This window comes from Aeromonas oralensis, from assembly GCF_049665575.1.
Lineage (GTDB): Bacteria > Pseudomonadota > Gammaproteobacteria > Enterobacterales > Aeromonadaceae > Aeromonas > Aeromonas hydrophila.
The window spans coordinates 482,045-500,743 of the sequence record NZ_CP187186.1 but is presented as its reverse complement, the minus strand read 5'-3'; the positions used below and the strand labels follow the sequence as shown (position 1 = coordinate 500,743).

12 protein-coding genes, 1 pseudogene and 1 riboswitch are annotated in these 18,699 nt (G+C 65.2%); of the genes and pseudogenes, 4 read left to right on the top strand and 9 right to left on the bottom strand.

Going from position 1 to position 18,699, the window contains the following annotated elements:
* Positions 1 to 96: 96 nt before the first annotated feature.
* From ACPDZI_RS02455 to ACPDZI_RS02445, 3 genes are all read right to left on the bottom strand, one after another.
* Positions 97 to 438, bottom strand: a complete 342-nt coding sequence (locus tag ACPDZI_RS02455; protein WP_194759863.1) for an AzlD domain-containing protein — start codon at positions 436 to 438, stop codon at positions 97 to 99.
* 2 nt (positions 439 to 440) lie between these two features.
* Positions 441 to 1,160, bottom strand: a complete 720-nt coding sequence (locus tag ACPDZI_RS02450) for an AzlC family ABC transporter permease (protein WP_076361533.1) — start codon at positions 1,158 to 1,160, stop codon at positions 441 to 443.
* 149 nt (positions 1,161 to 1,309) lie between these two features.
* Positions 1,310 to 1,786, bottom strand: coding sequence for a L,D-transpeptidase family protein (locus ACPDZI_RS02445; RefSeq protein ID WP_005308598.1), 477 nt, complete (start codon positions 1,784 to 1,786; stop codon positions 1,310 to 1,312).
* Between the two features lie 260 nt (positions 1,787 to 2,046).
* Here ACPDZI_RS02445 and ACPDZI_RS02440 point away from each other — a divergent pair, with 260 nt between their 5' ends.
* Complete coding sequence (locus tag ACPDZI_RS02440) at positions 2,047 to 5,217, top strand: S41 family peptidase (protein ID WP_438833943.1); 3,171 nt, start codon at positions 2,047 to 2,049, stop codon at positions 5,215 to 5,217.
* Positions 5,218 to 5,315: 98 nt separating this feature from the next.
* Here the strand turns inward: ACPDZI_RS02440 and ACPDZI_RS02435 are convergent, their stop codons facing one another.
* Both ACPDZI_RS02435 and ACPDZI_RS02430 read right to left on the bottom strand, forming a co-directional pair.
* Positions 5,316 to 6,668 carry a M12 family metallo-peptidase gene (locus tag ACPDZI_RS02435; protein WP_438833942.1) on the bottom strand — a complete coding sequence of 451 codons (1,353 nt, stop codon included), beginning with the start codon at positions 6,666 to 6,668 and terminating at the stop codon, positions 5,316 to 5,318.
* 20 nt (positions 6,669 to 6,688) lie between these two features.
* Positions 6,689 to 7,348, bottom strand: a complete 660-nt coding sequence (locus tag ACPDZI_RS02430) for a hypothetical protein (RefSeq protein WP_438833941.1) — start codon at positions 7,346 to 7,348, stop codon at positions 6,689 to 6,691.
* A 332-nt stretch (positions 7,349 to 7,680) separates the two neighbouring features.
* Here ACPDZI_RS02430 and ACPDZI_RS02425 point away from each other — a divergent pair.
* Positions 7,681 to 9,875: pseudogene (locus tag ACPDZI_RS02425) on the top strand (glycoside hydrolase).
* A 13-nt stretch (positions 9,876 to 9,888) separates the two neighbouring features.
* On the opposite strand, the gene ACPDZI_RS02420 reads toward ACPDZI_RS02425, so the two are convergent.
* Together ACPDZI_RS02420 and ACPDZI_RS02415 are read right to left on the bottom strand one after the other, a co-directional pair.
* Positions 9,889 to 10,680, bottom strand: coding sequence for a substrate-binding periplasmic protein (locus ACPDZI_RS02420; RefSeq protein WP_408755942.1), 792 nt, complete (start codon positions 10,678 to 10,680; stop codon positions 9,889 to 9,891).
* A gap of 76 nt (positions 10,681 to 10,756) precedes the next feature.
* Positions 10,757 to 12,604, bottom strand: coding sequence for a M3 family metallopeptidase (locus tag ACPDZI_RS02415; RefSeq protein ID WP_438833940.1), 1,848 nt, complete (start codon positions 12,602 to 12,604; stop codon positions 10,757 to 10,759).
* Positions 12,605 to 12,899: 295 nt separating this feature from the next.
* Between ACPDZI_RS02415 and ACPDZI_RS02410 the strand changes: the two genes are divergently transcribed.
* Both ACPDZI_RS02410 and gbpA read left to right on the top strand, forming a co-directional pair.
* On the top strand, positions 12,900 to 14,597 hold the full coding sequence (locus tag ACPDZI_RS02410) for a methyl-accepting chemotaxis protein (RefSeq protein ID WP_438833939.1): 1,698 nt from the start codon (positions 12,900 to 12,902) through the stop codon (positions 14,595 to 14,597).
* Between the two features lie 264 nt (positions 14,598 to 14,861).
* Positions 14,862 to 14,947: riboswitch (cyclic di-GMP riboswitch) on the top strand.
* 61 nt (positions 14,948 to 15,008) lie between these two features.
* The gene (gene gbpA, locus ACPDZI_RS02405; protein WP_187268739.1) at positions 15,009 to 16,433 is read left to right on the top strand and encodes an N-acetylglucosamine-binding protein GbpA; all 1,425 of its coding nucleotides are present in this window, start codon (positions 15,009 to 15,011) and stop codon (positions 16,431 to 16,433) included.
* Positions 16,434 to 16,505: 72 nt separating this feature from the next.
* On the opposite strand, the gene cbl is transcribed toward gbpA, so the two are convergent.
* Both cbl and ACPDZI_RS02395 read right to left on the bottom strand, forming a co-directional pair.
* Positions 16,506 to 17,453: an HTH-type transcriptional regulator Cbl gene (gene cbl, locus ACPDZI_RS02400; protein ID WP_011704576.1), complete on the bottom strand. Its 948-nt coding sequence runs from the start codon at positions 17,451 to 17,453 to the stop codon at positions 16,506 to 16,508.
* A 172-nt stretch (positions 17,454 to 17,625) separates the two neighbouring features.
* Complete coding sequence (locus ACPDZI_RS02395) at positions 17,626 to 18,693, bottom strand: sulfate/molybdate ABC transporter ATP-binding protein (RefSeq protein WP_011704575.1); 1,068 nt, start codon at positions 18,691 to 18,693, stop codon at positions 17,626 to 17,628.
* Between the last annotated feature and the right edge of the window lie 6 nt (positions 18,694 to 18,699).

Genomic DNA, 18,699 nt, shown 5'->3' with positions numbered 1-18,699 from the left:
GGAGCTAAATCCTCACACTTGAGAGGTGTTTTTTGAAGTGACATTCACAACATGGCGGATATCCAATGAAGACATCCGCCATGCAAGATCACGGGCCTAGCCCAGCCAGGGCAACAGCTGGGCCACGCCCCCCTGCCAGCGCAGCAGGAAGAAGCCCCCCATGCCGACCACCACCACCAGCAGGGTCGGCAGCCGCAGCAGGGTCAGCGTCGTCACCAGCAGGGTGGCGACCAGGTAGTCCGGATCCCAGCTCAGCCCAGTGCCAGGCTGGTAGCTGAAGACGATGGGCAACCAGATGGCGGTCAGCACCGACTGGGCCGAGAAGCTGAGGAAGGCCCCCATCTCGGCACCCGGCTGATAGCGGGTCAGCCGCGAGAAGAAGGCGAAACGGTTGAAGAAGGTGATCAGGGCCAGCAGGCCTATCATTAGCCAGCTCATGATTACCTCCTCATCCGGTGCAGCACATAACCCACCAGCATGCCGGAGAGCGCCGAGATGATGATGTAGACCTCCGCCAGCAGTGGCTTGGTAAGCAGCGCCATGGCACCGCTCACCAGGGTGGCCGCCACCATGGGCAGGTTCTTCATGGCGGGAATGGTCATGGCGATGAAGGTGGCGGCAATGGCGAAGTCCAGCCCCATCTGATCCAGTCCATCGATGTACTGGCCGGCGGCGATGCCGAGCAGGGTCGCCACATTCCAGAACAGATAGAAGACGAAGCCGGCAATGAGCGCGTAGGCCGGATCGAAACGACCGCTGCGCTCCCGGTCTTTGAGCGCCACCGCGAACATCTCGTCAGTCAGGAAGAAGGCCAGACTGGCGCGCCAGCGCAGGGATAGCGGCAGCACGTCGCGGCGAAAGGTGAAGCCGTAGAGCAGGTGCTGAGAGGTGATGACGAAGGTAGAGCCCATGATGGGCAGCAGCGGCGTGCCTGCCCCGAACAGAGTGGTGGCCGAGAGCTGGGCGGCGCCGGCATAGACCAGCAGCGACATCAGCTGGGCCTGCAGCGGGCTCAGCCCCACCTGCAGCGCCAGGGCGCCGCACAGGATCCCCCAGGGGATCACCGAGACGGAGAGCGGCAGAATATCGATGGAGGCGCGCCACCAGAGCGCGCGGGTACTCTCTGCCCCGACGGGCCGGGAGCGGGTTGCTGACGGCATGGGATCATCCTTGTTGCGTCCACGGCGAGCCGGAAAAACTAGCACAGCACGGGGACGGATACCAAGAGGCTGCAGGTAAAGAGAGGATGGCGCAAAACAGAGGGAGCCAAAAAACAGAACGCCACCCGGAGGTGGCGCGCTGTTGAGGGTCAGGGCTGAATGATGATGGGGGTGCCGGGTTCGATGGCGTTCCACACTTCGTCCAGATCCTTGTTGAGCATGGCGATGCAGCCATTGGTCCAGTTGGACGGCTGCAGGCGGGTGTTGCCTATGCTGTTGCGCTGACCGTGGATCATGATCATGCCGCCCGGTCGCACACCCATCTCGTTGGCCGCCTTGATGTCGTCCAGATTCGGGTAGTTGATGTGGATGGCCTTGTAATAGTTGGAGTTGGTCTTCTTGTAGTCGAGGATGTAACGGCCTTCCGGCGTGCGCTGATCCCCTTCCCGCTGCTTGTGCCCCTTGGGAGCCGGACCCAGAGCGATCCAGTAGCGTTTGACCTCCTTGCCATCCTTCATCAGGGTCAGGCTATAACTCGATTTCTTCACCACCACCATATCGGCGGACAGGGTGGCAAAACTCAATGCGGGCCACAGCCCCAGCAAACACAGTAATACGGCTCTCATTCCATCCCTCGGCAAGCCTCTGGTAAGGGCTTTTCTGTTACCAAATCATCTGAACTGCACCGCCTCGAGTGGCGGGCGAGCGCCATCATATTGGATCGCCATCAATACTCAATATATCCAGAGAAACATATCCCGCGCCATCTTTTATAGATTGTTACAATTAACTGCCAAAACAACGGGATAACCCCCCTATCTCGGGATAGTCCCGGGCGGGACATTGGGGGAAGATAAGGCGCTTTTCACCTCTCAGGAACCTCACGATGCGATACCGACTCTCACTGCTGCTCCTGCTGCTCTGCTCTTCCCTGCAGGCGGCCGAGCCGCTCTGGCTGCGCGAGCCCGCCCTCTCCCCCGACGGCAAGCAGCTTGCCTTCACCTGGCAGGGCCGCGTCTACCTGAGCGCGGGGGATGGCGGCCCCGCAGTGCCCCTCACCGATGGCAACTACCTGAGCCAGCGCCCGCTCTGGTCGCCGGATGGCAAACTGATCGCCTTTGCCGCCAACCTCTACGGCAACGAAGACGTGTTCGTGGTGCCGAGCCGCGGCGGCGAGATGGTGCGGCTGACCCGGGATTCGCGCCCCGACCTGCCCCAGGCCTTCAGCGCCGACGGCAAGCAGCTGCTGCTGAGCAGCCAGCGCCTGACCGACCCCGACGCCGATCACTTCGTGGCAGAAGGCTATCAGGCCGGCAACCTCTACTGGACGCCGGTTGACGGCGGCCCGCTGACCCCAGCCCAGCCCCTGCCCGCCACCCTGGCCCGCCCCCACGGCAACCAGCTGGCCTACCAGATGCCGGGCATGGATCAGCCGTTTCGCAAGCACCAGCACTCGTTCGCCGTCTCCCGTCTGTGGTTGTTCGACGGCAAGCAGCATCGCCAGCTGACCGAAGACAGGGTGGCCGCCAGCGATCCGGTCTGGGACGAGCAGGGCAAGCAGCTCTACTACCTGAGCGAGCGCAGCGGCGATTTCAACGTCTGGCAACGGGACCTGGCCAGCGGCCAGGATCGCCAGCTCACCCACTTCAAAGACCACCCGGTGCGCGGCCTCAGTGCCTCCCGCCAGGGGGATCTGGTCTGGTCCTGGCAGGGGGAGCTCTACCGCCTCGATGCTGGCAGCGAGACCCCGCGCAAGCTCGTCATCCAGCCGTTGTTCGCCAAGGTGCCGGCCGAGCAGAGCTGGCAACCCGGCCCCGTCGACGAGGCCATTGCCCGCCAGGACGGGGAAGAGGTGATCCTGGTCAGCCAGGGGGACCTCTACGCGGTCGATACCCGGCGCGAGCGGGTACGCCAGCTCACCCGCCATCCCAGCGAACAGTCGGCGCCACGCTATCTGGATAAAGAGCAGACACTCCTCTACCTCTCCGAACAGGAGGGGCCGGCGGCGTTGTACCGCCTCAAGAAGGCTCAACCGGACAAGCTGTTCAGCGACCCGGGCACCCTGACCGAGGAGAAACTGCTGGCCATCCCGGGCGCCGCCATCAGCGTGCCGACCCTCTCCCCCGACGGCAAACAGCTCGCCTTCGTGGTGGACGGCCAGGCCGTCCATCTGCTGGATCTGGCCAGCGGCAAGCAGCGCCAGCTGGTCGCGGCCGAGTTCAACCCCTCCCGTCACGCGGTGGAGCTGGCCTTTGCCCCCGATTCGCGCCACCTGGCGCTGACCATCCAGCCCGACTCCGCCCAGCAGGAGATCGCCGTCATCGACACCCGGGATGCCAAGGCCAAGCCGGTCAACGTCAGCCTCAACGGCTATCGAGATGGCGCTCCTGCCTGGAGTCAGGACGGCGGTATCCTCTACTGGCAGTCCACCAAGTACGGTGTGCTGGGCGCCGATGGCGAGCCCCTCGGCGGCAGCCTGCTCGGCCTCTACAGCAGCCGCGCCGCCAAGAGCGACTTCATCGCCGAACAGGCGCCGCCCAAAGCCGGTTACGGTTTCGAAGCCGACCGCCTGGCACACCGGGAGGCGCTCCAGCTGCAGCCAGAGGGCCCCATCCTCGCCAGTCGCATCGTCGACGATCATCTGATCTATCTGGTGGAGGTGATGGACGCCAACGGCGAGAGCGAGATCAAGGGCTACGCCCAGGATCTGCGCAAAGGGGAAACCAAGTTGCTGTTTGCCGAGCAACCGGGGCCGGCGCAGGCCAGCCTCAACCAGGATGCCAGCCTCGCCACTCTGGTGCGGGAGGGGGAAATCGCCCTCATCGATACCCGCTCCGGCGAGGCCAGCAGCCACCCCTTCAATCTGCTGATCACCGCCAGCTGGCAGGATCGGATGAGCGCTGCCTTCGATCAGATCACCCGCCTCACCCGGGACGAGTTCTACCGGGCCGACATGAACGGGGTGGACTGGGATAGCTATGTGGCCGCCTATCGCCGCCTGCTGCCCGGCATCAGCAACGATCGTGACTTCGGCAACCTGCTGGCGGAGCTGGCCGGCGAGCTCAATGTCTCCCACACCTGGGGCAGCGGCCCGGCCCCCTCCCTGCGCATGCCGGACGACACCGCCAGCCTCGGCGGCTACTGGCGCGAGCGGCAGGGAGCAATAGAGCTCGACGCCCTGCTGGCCGGTGGCCCGCTGGAGCAGGAGACGGACCTGGCGCCGGGCGCCCGCCTGCTGGCCGTCAACGGCACCGAGCTGCACAGCCTCAACGAGCTGGATGCCCTGCTCAACCACCAAGCCGGCCAGCGGCTGGCGCTCACTGTGCTGCCCAAGGGGGACAAGGAGCCCAGCCAGCTGGAGGTCACCGCCATCGACCTGCAGCAGGAGTATCAGTTGCAGCTCGACGGCTGGATCGCCAAGCGCCGCAGCCAGGTGGAGCAGTTGAGTCAGGGGCGGGTCGGCTATGTCTATCTGCCGGAGATGAGCAGCGCCGTCTATGAGGAGGTGGTGGCCGACGCCCTCGGTCGCCAGCGCAACCGCGAGGCGCTGATCGTCGACGTGCGCTTCAACAAGGGGGGCTATCTGGCCAACACCCTGGTGGAGTTCCTGACCGGCAGCGGCAGCGCCCAGGGTATGGCCCGCAGCTGGCCACGCCTTGGCAAGGGGGAGACGGACGCCGCCACCCGCCAGTGGACCAAGCCCTCGGTGGTGCTGGTCAATGCGGGCAGCTACTCGGAAGGCTCGGCCTTTCCCCAGTACTACCGCACCCTCAAGGTGGGCCCCATCGTCGGTGAACCGGTGCCGGGCACCGGCACCATGGTGTATGCCCACACCTCCAGGCTGATCCCGGGTCTTGCCTACGGCATCCCGACCCTGGGGCTGCGCAACCCCGACGGCACCCTGTACGAGAATCAGGAGCTGATCCCGGACGTGCAGGTGGCGCTGACCCCGGCCGACATGCTGGCGGGACGCGATCCCCAGCTGGCAGCCGCGGTGCAGGCCGCCCTCGCCCAGCTGTCGACGAATGCGAAACCCGCAGCCAAACGGGCTGACTGACGTCGGCCAGCAAAATAAGGAGCCGGCCGGGCTTGCCCGGTCGGCTCCTCTGACAGACATCAAGGGCGCCCCGCCTGTTGCGGGGCGCCCTTGTTGCATCAGGCCGGCTGCGTCTCGGCCGGCTGGCGGGCCAGCGCCAGCTGATACCTGTGCTCGGCCAGCTCCAGCTCGCGGCGCGCCTCGTCCACCTTGCCGTCGGCACTCTTCACCGCTGCCACCAGCTGGTTGTAGCGATCCCAGCTGCCGTTGTACTCGTTCACCTCGGCCTGGTAGCGCTGGCTGATCTCGTTGGACTGGCGAATGATGGCGTTGTTCTCATCGTGCAGCTGATCGATGCGGGCGCTCAGGTTCGCCTGGATGGCGCGGATCCGGCGATACTCTTCCGGGCCGTAGCTGCCGTTGTAGCTGTTGTGCTCGCGCACCAGCCGGTTGATCTCCTGCACCGTCTGCCGGTTGCGCTGGTTCAGCTGGTTCAGCTGGCTCAGCTCGCGCTGGTAGCGATCAAAGTTGCCCTTGAGCGTCTGCTGGCGATCCTGCAGGGCGGTTCTGGCCGCCACCTGCTGGCTGTAGTGCTCCTGAGCCGCCGCCAGGTCCTGGCGCCGGGTCTCGAGGGAGCGCTCCAGCTCGCCCAGATCCGGCAGCGCTTCCGACACCATGGTGGGATAGAAGGCGGCGATCTGTGGCGTCGTCACCTTCAGCGCCCGCACCGCATCGGCACCGTTGGCCTGATCCCGGTAATCCACGCCGCACGGCTGCCCCTTGCAGATCAGGTCAGGGCTGGAGAACTTGTACTCGTGGCTGTAGACCCCGAAGCTGGAGGGATAAGCCATCACGGTGGCGAAGGAACCCCGCACCCCGTGCCCCAACGCATAGTGATAAGTGCCCCCCGTGCCATCTTGCAGGCGGGAGTGGTTGAGCCCCATGTTGTGACCCAGCTCGTGCGCCAGCACCACGTCGCCACAGCCGGTGGCCGTGACATGGCTGAACATGCTGCCAGCATCCTGGGAGACATCCCCGTCGGCATACGCCTTGCTGCCATCGGTATAGGTCGCGGAACCGCCAACCCAGGCCAGCCCGCAGCTGCCGTGGTCACCGGTCTGGGGGCGCATCAGCACCACCATGTCGGCGCCATAGCGGGTGCGCAGGGTCGGGACCTGCTTGAAAGCCGGATCCTGTTGGTAGGTCACCGCGTTGAGCGCGGATTTGTCGGTGCCGCCATCCGGGTAATTGACCTGCTGGTCGTGCACGGCCCGCACCGTCAGATCCAGGCCGCTGGCGGCATAGATCTGGTTGGTGACGTTGATCATGTGCTGGATCCGGGTCTGCGCATCCCCCTGATAGCGGGCCGCCAGCCCCGGACTGTGCAGCACCATCAGGTCGATGGTTTCCGCCAGCACGGGGGTCGCCCCGAGCAATCCCGCAATCATGATCCCCAAGGTGGTTTTCTGCATGTGATCTTCCTTTTCTGTTGTTATTGGTGAGTCGGGATCAGGGCGTCATCGCCGCCATGACCCAGATCCAGCGGCGGGTTCTTGTAAACCCAGCCCTTGCCTCCCAGGGTCTCGACGGAGTAACTGCCTTGCGGCGTGCCGATGAACCCGAAAGTCGCTTGCTTGCCGACGGTGAAATTGACCGGATAGCTGTCACCGTCGACCCGAATTTCCCCTTGCCAGTTGCGCTCCCCGCCCCGCTGCAGCTCAACCTTGGTCACCCTGGCCTGCAGGGTGCTGCCGTCCGGTAGCGGCAGGGCCACGCTGTCACCCACCTGGGCCCGCTCCAGATCGCTGCCCTGCAGGGCGATCGGCTGGGGCTGCTCGACCGCATCGCCGGGCTCCGCCAGCGGAAAGTCCGCATCCACCTCGGCCGCCTGCCACGGGGTCTCCAGCTGCTGGCAGCCATCTTCCCGCAGCCGATCCGGCTTGGCGGGGGTTCCGGAAGGTGCCGGCTTGAGCACGGGGGCAGGCATGGCGGCGAGTGGCGTGAGCTCCGCCAGCGGGCCGCTATCCGCTGCGCTCTCCTTACTCCCTGCCGCCTGACCGGGCGTCACCGCGTGCGGCCACAGGTACCAGCCGCTCACCCCGGCCAAGAGGGCGCACAACCCCAGCCAAGGCTTCCATTTCGCTCTCTTCATACTGATACTCCAATCAAAAACAATCCTTATAAAACAATGAATTGCATTCAAAGCGAGCAGGCATGCTAGAAACCGTCAAGCAGGCTGACACCCCCCTATATGGGGCGTCGAAAAAATGGGCATTGGAGGTTCACCCCCGCACGACGAGTCGCACAAGCCAGTGCTGGCGGGGGCTTAGAGAGGGTTCGAATGATGCTTTTTTGCCACATGAAAATGGCTCCAAAGAGAGCTTGAATGAGGCCATTCACCCCATATGGGTTAAGCAGATTTGGCTGTACCGGGGGGCGGACGTCGGCGTACCCTGATGGCATCAATCAGGTCAAGGATGTTGCATGAACGGTTTGCCAATACGGGCGCCAGCACTGGGCTGGCTGTTGATTTCACTGCTGGCGGCGCCGCTGGCCGCCGCCCCCTGACGCTGCAAGGCGAGACCCACAGTTACCGCATCGATCCCGATACCCTGGCCATCTCGGTCAACCAGATCCCGGTCAGCGCGGGCCAGCCCGCCCGCCAGGTCGATCAGTTGCAACAAGGGGAGCAACAGGCCAGCTGGCACTGGCCCGCCCAGGACGCCAGGGTGGAGGTCAAGCTGGATGGCGACGACCTCTTGCTGACGCTGGTCAGCGACAGTCCCCGTCAGCTGGCCTGGTTCAGCCTGCCGAAAAACCAGACCCACCTCTCCCTGGCCTTCGGCGAGGGCAGCCGCTTCTCGGTGCGCGACAGCGACTGGCTCGGCTATGTCGGCGACGAGCTGGCCGAGCTCAACACCCACTACGACCTCAAGCTGCCGCTCTGGAGCCAGGATGCCGGCAAGCAAACCTACAGCTGGATCCTGCAGACCCCCTACGACAACCGGCTTCGCTTCAGCCGCCAGGGAGGCCGGCTGCAACTGAGCGCCAGCCATGAATTCAGCAGCTTCAACCAGCAGGCGCCTATGGTGGTGCGGCTGAGCGTGGGAGATGACTGGCTGGCCGGCGCCCGCCGCTACCGGGCGTGGCTGCAGAGCGAGGGGGCCTGGCAGTCTCTGGCCGACAAGGTCGCCCGCATCCCCGCCGGGCGACGGCTGATCGGCGCCAGCCATGTCTACCTGTGGGGCGATGATCTGCTCGATCGGCAAGATGTGACCAATTGGCCCGCGCTGCAGGCCAGGCTCCGGCAAAAGCCGGAGTGGCTGCAAGGCTTCAACAACGAGGAGCAGGAGGCGCTGGCCGCCGCCCATCCCGAAATCTGGCAGCAGAACCTGATCATGGTCGGCCTCAACCGGCTGATTGCCAACCAACTGCCGCTGCCTGCCCAGCAGGGTCCGCAGGCCCAGAGCAAGGTGCTGGCCCTACGCCAGCAGTGGGTCAAGAGCCAGTTCGGCGAACAACTGGTGGCGCAGGAGCGCTGGGGCCAGGGGCTGTCGCTGCCGGTGATCGAGGCGCTGCAGCAGGCGGGACTGCGCAAGCTGTGGCTCGGCACCCCACAATGGACGGCGGCCCTGCAACAGAGCTATGCCCTCATCGCAGCCCAGCGTCAGGGCTATCTGGTGGGCAGCTATGACTCCTACGATACCGCCATCGCGCCCGGCACCAACGACAGCTGGCTCACCGCCCAGCTGCCGCCGGAGATCGGCAAGCGCTGCGCCATCGTCGAGGCCAACGGCAAGCCCAAGCCGGGCTTTGGTGGCGAGGGGGTCTATCTCAACCCGGGCTGCACCCTGCCGTTTGCCAAGAGCCGCATGAGCGAGCTGGCCAAAGCCAGCGGCATCAACAGCCTGTTCCTCGACGTGGACGGCACCGCCATGGCATCCAACGATTACAACCCGGCCCACCAGCAGGGTAGCCAGGCGATGATCGCCGACCGCAACGCCCGCATGAGCTGGGTAGGAGAGCGGCTCGGGCTGGTGCTGGGCTCGGAGGATGGCAACGCCCTCACCAGCAAGCCGCTGCTGTTTGCCCACGGCATCCAGAGCTGGGGCTTTGGTTGGACCGATGCCGCCATGCGCAAGCAGGCCAAGTCCCCCTACTACCTCGGCAAGTGGTGGCCGGACGAAGCGCCGCAAGTCTTCTTCCAGCCCGCCCGGCTCAAGCCGCGCTACCTGAAGACAGTGTTCAACCCGGCAGATCGGCTGCCCCTCTATCAGGCGGTGTTCCACGACTCCGTGCTCAACAGCCACCACTGGCTGCTGGACAACCTGAAATTCCCGGGCATCAAGGAGGAGCGCGCCCTGCTCGGCCTGCTCTACAACACGCCGCCGCTGGTCAATCTGAGTCGCAGCACGCTGGCGAGCCGGCTGCCGGAGCTGGTGAGGCTAGACCGCCAGTTCGGCCCGCTGCACGAGGCGCTGTGGGACAAGGCGCTGGTGGGCTTTCGCTGGCGTGACGGGGTAGGCCGGGTGCAGGAGACCCGCTTCTCGGACGGCAGCCGGCTGGTGGCCAACTTCGGCCACAGCTCCATCATGATCGACGGCCACAAGCTGCCGGGGCGCCAGCTGCTGGTGGAGCTCAAGGACAAACCGGTCAGCGTGCTGAAGATCCAGGGCTGAGCCCGGGCCGGCATCAGGAGGGGGTCGCCCCGCTGGCCGGGGCGGGCGGCAATGCATGGAGGTTGAGCCAGCGCTGGCGCAACGCCTCCAGCGAACCATCCTGGCGCATCTGGTCGAGGGCCCGCTGCAGGGCCTGCACCTTGGCCGGCTCCGTCGCCAGGTTGAGGGCGAAGTAGTACTGCTCGCCGTCGTCATGGACGAACAACGGTGTGAGCGCTTCCAAACCGTGCCCCAGCTGGTGCATGTGAAAGGCGGCTCCCAGATCCAGCGCCGTCACCAGATCCACCCGGCCGCGCAGCAGCATGCGAAACTTGTCCTCCTCGCTGTTGACGCTGACCGGCGCCAACCCCTGGCGGATCAACTGCTGGGCCGAGGCCGAGTTGCGCACCACGGCGATCCGGTAGTGGCTCGCCTCCTGCAGGCTGCGGGGCTGGATGTCGGTGCGCGAGCTCAGCCGCCATACCCTGATGGTGCGCGGCCCGACCGGCCCCACCCACTGGAACTGCGGCTCCCGCTCCGGGGTGCGCGCCACCGAGAAGAGGATGCTGCCCGCCTGATAGCGGGCATTCTGATAGGCCCGTGCCCAGGGCTGCAGCTGGATGTCTCCGCGCAGCGCAAGGCCGCTGCGCGCCAGCAGGGCATGCAGCAGATCCACCGAGAAACCGCTCACCGGCTGACCGGCCAGCTGATAGTTGTAAGGGGGCATCTGCTCGGTCAGCGCCTGCAGTGCCCGGGCCGGCTGCGCCTGCCCTCCCGTCAGCAGCAGCGTGGCCAGAAGCCACCACCACCGCGTTGTTGTTCCCACCCTCGACTCCTTCCCATGAAAACAGACCCCTGCCGCAGCAGGGGTCTGACATAACGCATGTTCACCGGCTTGCGCCTCAGTGGCTGGTGACCGCCTCCTGGTAGTGGTCGCGGATCCAGCGCTCAAAATCGGCCAGCATGGCCGCTTCGGAACCGCTATTGTCGGCGATAAGCTGGTCGCCGTGAACCACCCGGATGCGGGCATTGAGCGGCTTACCCTCGCCGACCGGCGGACGCTGGCGAGCCGCCGCCATGCAGGCTTCTGCCTGCTGCCACGCCTCGGCCACGCTCTGGTTGCAGGCCCGGGCCAGCGGACCGGCGCTGAAGCCCTTGCCGGTCAGGCTCCTGAGCGTCTCGTCATGGGTCATGCCGTTACCCGGCCCCCAGTAGTGGGCGGCCAGATCCGGTCCGATGCGCGGGTTGTCGGTGAGGTAGCCGTCGCGTTTGAGGAAGTAGGCGCGGGTCTGCTCCACCGCCATCAGCGCCAGCAGATAGCCGTGATAGGCGCAGGCCGACTCCTGGTTGAGCAGGTGCGGGATGGCCAGCAGCGGGCGCGGACTCTCCACTCCCAGGATCTTGCGCTCCCAGCGGCGGGCCAGTGCCAGCACGGCGGCCGGGGTGCGCTCGGCCTCGTCCATGGCGTAGAGATCCCGCTCGAAGTAGGCCACCAGCGCGATCTGGCGCTCGTTGAAGGCGCGAAACGGCTGGCGCGCCTCGATCATCGCCTTGATCAGCGCATCGGGGATCGGCTCCCCCGCCGCGTTTCTGGCGTAGCGCTTGAGCCAGTCCGCATCGTCCAGCAGGCTGTCGCAGAACATCGACTGGGTCTCGGCGTAGGCCATGGAGGTGGGCGGGAACTCCTGCGAGAAGCAGGGGGCATTGCCGGTGACATTGGCAAAGTGCGCCGCGTGGCCGCCCTCGTGGAACAGGGTGTTGAGGCCGCTCCAGCCGCTGCCCACCTGGGCCGGGTTGGCCAGGCTGGTGAAGTTGACCACCGCCGGCACCCACTCCCCCTCCTGCCAGAAGCTCGGCACCGGGCCGTGGCAGAAGCCGTTCTCGTATTTCCCCTCACGGGTCAGCAGATCCAGGGTGAGGGTTGCGCCGCGGTACTGGATGCCGAGCCGGCGAAAGCTCTCGACCCAATCCTGCAGCGCCCGGGAGAAGGGCACGTAAGGGTCGAGCTGGCGGGTCACGTCGCCACTCACGCTGTAGCGCAGGTTGTGGGGCAGCAGGGCCGCCTCCCCCTTGGCCGCTTTCAGCTCGGCCAGGCTCTGGTGCAGCCGCTGCTCGGTACCGGCGATGAAGTCGTCGAGAATGGCGAACAGCTGCGCCGGGCTCATCTGCTCGTTCTTGTGCACCTTGTAGTCGAAGTAGTCGCGATAACCCATGGCGCGGGCGAAGCGGTTGCGCAGCGCGACGATGGCCAGATAGCCGTTGTCGACCACCCACTGCTCCAGGGTGTGGAACATGGCGAGCGCACTTTGGCGCACCGCCTCGTCGCTACTGGCGGCCAGCGCCGTGCTGGCGGCGGGCAGGCTGCCGGCCACCTGCCGGCCCTGCTCGTCCAGCAAGGTCAGCTTAAGCTCCCGGCGGCGGGCAAACAGCGCCGCCTCGGCGGCCACCAGTTCGTCCATCAGGGCGGCGGCCTGAGGATCTTCGATGACGTTGCACTCGAAGAAGGCGATCCAGCCCCCCAGACCGCGCTTGAGCTCGGTCTCCTCGGCCTGGGCCTGCATCTGCCGCAGTACCGGCAGGCGCGCCGGATCGGCGCAGAACGCCTTGTAGGCCTGCTCGGCAGCGGTGAAGCCGGCCTGATCGTCGCTGGTGCCCATGTAGGTGGACCAGAACAGATCCTCCTTGCGCTTGTGTACCTGCAGGTAGTCGGCGTTGAGCTGGTTGAGATAATTCCTGGCAATGGAACTCATAACTTCCCTCTTGTTATGGGGCGGCCGCGAGGGCGCCCACTCCTTTTTGGTGAAATGCCAACTCATTCACATTTTCTGCAAATTGAGCAGACAAATAGTGCGCCGGGATGCGCGCCATCACGCTATCAAAAGCGAGGGTTTCTGTCTGCTGGCTATACTGATTGTCAAACTGCTCAATTGGCGTTTTATAGCCCCAAGCCATTGAAAGTTAATTAAATGTTAATAACAAAATAATCAGGGCCAGCCGACGGACTGGCCACCACCAGACCCGCACGGGAAAGTTAAGGAAGAGACTATGTTCAAGCTCGGTGATATTGCCGTGAGCCGCAAACTGATGCTGTTGCTCTCACTGGCGCTGATCGGTTTCATCGCACTGCTGCTCATCTCGGCCAGTGCCCTGCATCGCAACCTGATGAGTGAACGGGAAGCCAGGCTGCAGGCCGTGCTGGACCTGGCCATGAGCCGGATCCAGACGCTGGCTGCCACCCTGCCGGCCCCTCAGGCCCAGGCCGAAGCCAAGGCCATGCTCAACAGCATGCGCTTTGACGGCGACAACTACCTGTTCGTGCTGGACGAGAACCGCCGGATGGTGGTGCACCCCGTCAGGCCCGAGCTGGTCGGCCAGCAGATGGGCGAGAGCGGCACCGCCACCGCCGGCGTCCACTGGCAGCAGATGGTGGATCTCGGCAAAGGGGGCCACAGCGGCCGGCTGGAATACAAGTGGATCTCCCCCTCCGGCGAGGCGGCCCAGAAGATGTCGCTGGTGGCCGGTTATCAGCCCTGGGGCTGGATCCTCGGCTCCGGTGTGTTGCTGCAGGACATCCAGGCCACCATCTGGTCCCAGTATCAGCTGATGGGGGGCGCTACCTTGCTGGTTACCCTGCTGATGGGGCTGCTGGGCTTTGCCATCAGCCGCTCCATCGTCAATCCGCTGGCCGAGATCAACCGGGCCATGCAACAGGTGGCCGCCGGCGATCTGGTGGTGAGCATCCCGGTGCACGGCAAGGATGAGCTGGGCGCCGTCGCCAGCTGCACTAATCAGGGGCTCAACGCCATTCGCCGTGCTCTGCTGGAGGCGAGCCAGGGGGCCCGCAACGTGGCGGATGCAGCCCTGCGCATCGCCGCCTCCGCCGAGCAGACCAACCAGGCGGTCAACAGCCAGCGAGATCAGCTGGCCCAGCTCGCCACCGCCATGAACGAGATGAGCGCCACCATCGCAGACGTGGCAGGGCACGCCGAGAACACCGCCCGCGACACCCAGGACGCCACCAGCGAAGCCGGCCTTGGCAACCGTGACGTGCACGCCAGCGTGCACGGCATCCAGGCGCTGGCCACCGAGGTGGAGCAGGCTACCCTGCAGGTCAACCAGCTCAAGGAGGGGGTGATGCAGATAAGCGAGGTGACGGCGGTCATCAGCGCCATCTCGGAGCAGACCAACCTGCTGGCCCTCAACGCCGCCATCGAGGCGGCCCGTGCCGGCGAGCAGGGCCGCGGTTTTGCCGTGGTGGCCGACGAGGTGCGCCAGCTGGCCAGCCGCACCCGCCAGTCCACAGAGGAGATCCAGAGCACCATCGCCCAGCTGCAACAGCGGGCGGTGACCGCCGCCAGCGCCATGGACGCCAGCCGCAAGCTGGCGGAGAGCAGTGTCAGCCAGTCGGAGAAGGCAGGCCAGGATCTCTCCCTCATCGTCAACCATATCCAGCACGTCAGCGACATGGCGACCCAGATAGCGACCGCGGCGGAGCAGCAGAGCATGGTGGCGGAGGACATGAACCGCAATGTCAGCGGCATCAACGACTCGGCGCTGGAGATGTCCCAGTCTGCCTCCCAGCTGGCCCAGGAGAGCGAGCTGCTGGCCGGACTTTCGCGCAGCCTGGACGAGCGGCTGGCGGTATTCAAACTCGGCAGCGCCATCGACCAGCAGCTTGAGCAGCGGCTCGCCCCTCTGCATCGGCAGGTGAGCCCGGCCGAACGCCCTCGCGCTCGCCACTGATCCGTCCTGCCCTGTCGCAACACACGCCCCCGTCAGCCCGGCTGACGGGGGCGTTCTTCATTGATGAAAAATGCCGATTTTTTGCATCTTGTCGGCCTGTTCGACGACATTAATATGGCAACGCTCAGTTATCATCCATTTAAAAACAAATAGTTAAGTGTTTGCTCTACTCCGATGAGGTCAAGCTGTAAAGATTTACACTTAATTATTTAATCAAAAATAGTCATGATGGGTTGTCGCCAAGCGCGACACCATGACCCTTCAATAGTCATTTGGCAAACTGGTCGAAAGGCCAGGACGCAAAGCCTCCGGTCTAAAGACATCTCGTCAAAGATAGCGGGGCTGCAACAGAGTGTTTCGGGGGAAACCCCTGCCAAGTTGACTGCCCACATCTGTCGAACAGAGGAATGTATGGCAGCAAAAATCCAACTCAATCACGTCGCTGCAACGCTGGCCTTGCTGGTCAGTGGCAGCGTGTTCGCCCACGGCTATATCAGCCAGCCGGAATCGCGCAACTACCTGTGCAAGACCGGCGGCAACAGCCAGTGCGGCGCGGTGCAATGGGAGCCCCAGAGCGTGGAAGGCCCCTCGGGCTTCCCGAATGGTGGGCCTGCCGACGGCCAGATCGCCTCGGCTGGCAGCGCCAGCTGGGGCGAGCTGAACGCCCAGACCAGCGACCGCTGGACCCGCCGCGAGGTACAGGCCGGCCCCTTCTCCATCAGCTGGACCTTCACCGCCAACCACGTCACCCGCAACTGGCGCTACTACCTCACCAAGCAGGACTGGAATCCGAACCAGCCGCTGACCCGCGCCGCCTTCGAGCTCACCCCTTTCTGCGTAGTGGACGGCAACATGACCCAGCCGCCCAAGCAGGTCACCCACCAGTGCAACCTGCCCCAGCGCACCGGCTATCAGGTGATCCTGGGGGTGTGGGAAGTGGGGGACACCAGCAACAGCTTCTATAACGTGATCGACGCCAACTTCAAGGGCGGCACCCAGCCACCGCTGGCCTGGAGCCAGGGCGGCACCATCTACCCTTCCACCGAGCTGGCGGTCGGCGACAAGGCCAGAACCCTGGTGTTCGATGCCAATGGCGTACGCCCCGATCTGCAGACCGAGCTGACCATCGCCAGCCCGGAGCAGGGCCAGAAGAACAACTGGACCCACGCTCTGGCGAGCAAGATCAATGCAGAGCAGAGTCTGATCCGGGCCGGCCAGCAGAGCGGCGAAGGCCAGTTCAACCCCGTCTACGGCCAGAACCCGGTCTACTTCAAGGCGGGCAGCGCACTGGAGCGGGTCGAGATCCAGCTCGAGCAACAGCAGCCGCCGGTGAGCAACGGCGTCAGCGTGAGCGGCCTGGAGAGCGACTACCTGCTCGACGAGGGCAAACTCACCCTCAACTTTACCGTGGCCGCCGAGGGCGATCTGACCGTCACCAACACCCTGTATGATCACGGTGGGGCCGCCAAGGGGCAGACCAGCGCCGACATCAAGGACAGCACTCACAGCTTCACCATGCCGCTGACCGGGCTCAGCGCCGGTCACCACCAGCTGGTGATCGAGGGCAAACCCAAGGCCGGTGGCGATGCGGTGCAGCAGACTCTGGATCTGATGCTCAAGGATCCGGCCGCCGGCGGTGACTACCAGTTCACCTTCCCGGACGGGCTCAAGTCCTACACCGACGGCACCAAGGTGCTGCAGCCCAAGAACGGCAAGGTCTACCAGTGCAAGCCCTTCCCCTATCGCGGCTGGTGCAGCCAGTGGTCGGCCAGTGCCACCCAGTATGAACCCGGGGTCGGCACCAATTGGCAGGATGCCTGGATCCCGGTGAACTGAGCCGCAGGCACAGCATCACACCATCAACAAAACGGGGAGCCACAGGCTCCCCGTTTTTTCTGGTGCACCACCTCAGATCTGGAAATCGATGGCCGCCTCGCTGCCCATGGCGCGGGCCTGAATGTCCGCCAGCGCCAGCTCAGGGTTGCAGAGCTGGATGAACTGCCAGGCGAAGTTGTGCTGGAACTGCCCCTGCTTGAGACCGATCCAGGCGGTGTGGGGCGCGAACAGCCGGCTGCCGTCCAGCTGCACCAGTCCCTTGTCGCGCTGGGTATCGAACGCCATGTCCGCCAGTATGCCCACCCCCATCTCCAGCTCGACATAGGTCTTGATGACGTCGGAGTCCTGCGCGGTCAGCAGGATCTGCGGAGCGATGCCCGCCTCGGCAAACGCCTCGTCCACCCGCGCCCGCCCGGTCAGGCCGGCCTGATAGGTGATGATGGGCCAGTGCGCCAGCGCCGCCAGGGTCAGCTCCCGCTCGGCGGTGAGCGGATGCTGCTCCGGCACCACTATGTTGTGGTGCCAGCGGTAGTAGGGAAACGCCACCACCCCTTCACTCTTGTCGAGCTGCTCGCTGCTGATGCCTATGTCCACCTCGCCGGTCTGCACCAGCCGCACTATCTCCTCCGGGCTGCCTTGGCGCAGCTCCAGCTGTACCAGCGGGAACTGCTCGCGAAACGCCTTCACCACTCGTGGCAAGGCATAGCGGGCCTGGGTATGGGTGGTCGCCACCAGCAGCCGGCCCGACTCGCGGTTGGCGAAGGTGCTGGCCAGCTTGCGGATGTTGTTGGCGTCGTTGAGGATGCGCTCGGCGATCACCAGCAGCTCCTTGCCCGGCTCGGTCATGCCGAGCAGCCGCTTGCCGTAGCGGATGAACAGCTCGATCCCCAGCTCCTCTTCCAGCTCGCGGATATGGCGGCTGACCCCGGATTGGGAGGTAAACAGGGCATTGGCCACCTCGGTCAGGTTGTAATCCCGCCGTGCCGCCTCCCGGATAATTCGCAACTGCTGAAAATTCACGTCATCGCCTCCTGCGCTGACCGGCAGGTCGGGGTTCTCCCCGCCGCCTTGTTGTTATCTTGTCTGGCCGCCCGAGCCTGAACTCTGACCGCCATACTGACCCTGTTGTATCCCAGGCGGGCAGATCCCGCCATGGTCACGCTGCCTGCGCGGCCCGCCAGGGGCCTGCCACTTAAATCTGGTAATCCGGGTAGAGCTGGGCCTGTTTGGCCACCAGCCGCACCCCCTGGCCCGGGCTGAAGGCGCGGGCCGCCTCCTTGCTCAGCTCGGCTTCGAAGTGTGCACCGTTTGTATCCCCATTGCCACGCAGTTCCACCCGGATGCGCGGCCCCATGGGCAGCAGGCGTGTGATGGTGGCGCTGATGCCGCCCGGCGCATCCGCCGGCAGTATCTCCAGCTCGTGGGGCCGTACATAGGCGACGGCCGCGCTGCCCTCCGCCAGCTGGGAGCTGATGGGCCCGCCCAGCAGCTGCTCGCCGATACCGAGCCCCTGCCCGGCCACCCGGCCGCGAAACAGGTTCACGCTGCCGAGGAAGCTGTGCACGAAGGAGCTGGCAGGCTGGTCGTAGACCTCGGCCGGAGTGCCGATCTGCTCGACCTTGCCGGCATTCATCAGCACCACCCGATCCGCCACCTCCAGCGCCTCCTCCTGATCGTGGGTGACGAACAGGCTGGTGACATGCAGCTCGTCGTGCAGCTCCCGCAGCCAGCGGCGCAGCTCCTTGCGCACCTGGGCGTCGAGGGCGCCGAACGGCTCGTCCAGCAGCAACACCTTGGGCTGCACCGCCAGCGCGCGGGCCAGCGCGACCCGCTGACGCTGACCGCCGGAGAGCTGGGTCGGGTAGCGCGCGGCCACGTGGCTGAGCTGCACCAGATCCAGCAGTTCCTTGACCCGGGCGCGGATCGCCGCCTCGGCCGGTCGCTCGCTGCGCGGCTTGACCCTAAGGCCAAACGCCACGTTCTCGAACACCGTCATGTGGCGAAACAGGGCGTAGTGCTGGAACACGAAACCGACGTTGCGTTCGCGCACGTGCAGATCCGAGGCATCCTCGCCGCGGATGATCACGCTGCCGCTGTCGGCCTGCTCCAGCCCGGCGATGATCCGCAGCAGGGTGGTCTTGCCGCAGCCGGAGGGGCCGAGCAGCGCCACCAGCTCACCGTCGTGAAAGTCGAGGTTGATGTCGGCCAGCGCCGCGTACTGGTTGAAATGCTTGTTGAGTCCTTGTACCTGAATGCTCATGGCAGC

Excerpts from the sequence above, each read along its gene's own strand:
- ACPDZI_RS02455 (WP_194759863.1), bottom strand. The coding sequence starts at position 438 with ATGAGCTGGCTAATGATAGGCCTGCTGGCCCTGATCACCTTCTTCAAC.
- ACPDZI_RS02450 (WP_076361533.1), bottom strand. The coding sequence starts at position 1,160 with ATGCCGTCAGCAACCCGCTCCCGGCCCGTCGGGGCAGAGAGTACCCGC.
- ACPDZI_RS02445 (WP_005308598.1), bottom strand. The coding sequence starts at position 1,786 with ATGAGAGCCGTATTACTGTGTTTGCTGGGGCTGTGGCCCGCATTGAGT.
- ACPDZI_RS02440 (WP_438833943.1), top strand. The coding sequence starts at position 2,047 with ATGCGATACCGACTCTCACTGCTGCTCCTGCTGCTCTGCTCTTCCCTG.
- ACPDZI_RS02435 (WP_438833942.1), bottom strand. The coding sequence starts at position 6,668 with ATGCAGAAAACCACCTTGGGGATCATGATTGCGGGATTGCTCGGGGCG.
- ACPDZI_RS02430 (WP_438833941.1), bottom strand. The coding sequence starts at position 7,348 with ATGAAGAGAGCGAAATGGAAGCCTTGGCTGGGGTTGTGCGCCCTCTTG.
- ACPDZI_RS02415 (WP_438833940.1), bottom strand. The coding sequence starts at position 12,604 with ATGAGTTCCATTGCCAGGAATTATCTCAACCAGCTCAACGCCGACTAC.
- ACPDZI_RS02410 (WP_438833939.1), top strand. The coding sequence starts at position 12,900 with ATGTTCAAGCTCGGTGATATTGCCGTGAGCCGCAAACTGATGCTGTTG.
- gbpA (WP_187268739.1), top strand. The coding sequence starts at position 15,009 with ATGGCAGCAAAAATCCAACTCAATCACGTCGCTGCAACGCTGGCCTTG.
- ACPDZI_RS02395 (WP_011704575.1), bottom strand. The coding sequence starts at position 18,693 with ATGAGCATTCAGGTACAAGGACTCAACAAGCATTTCAACCAGTACGCG.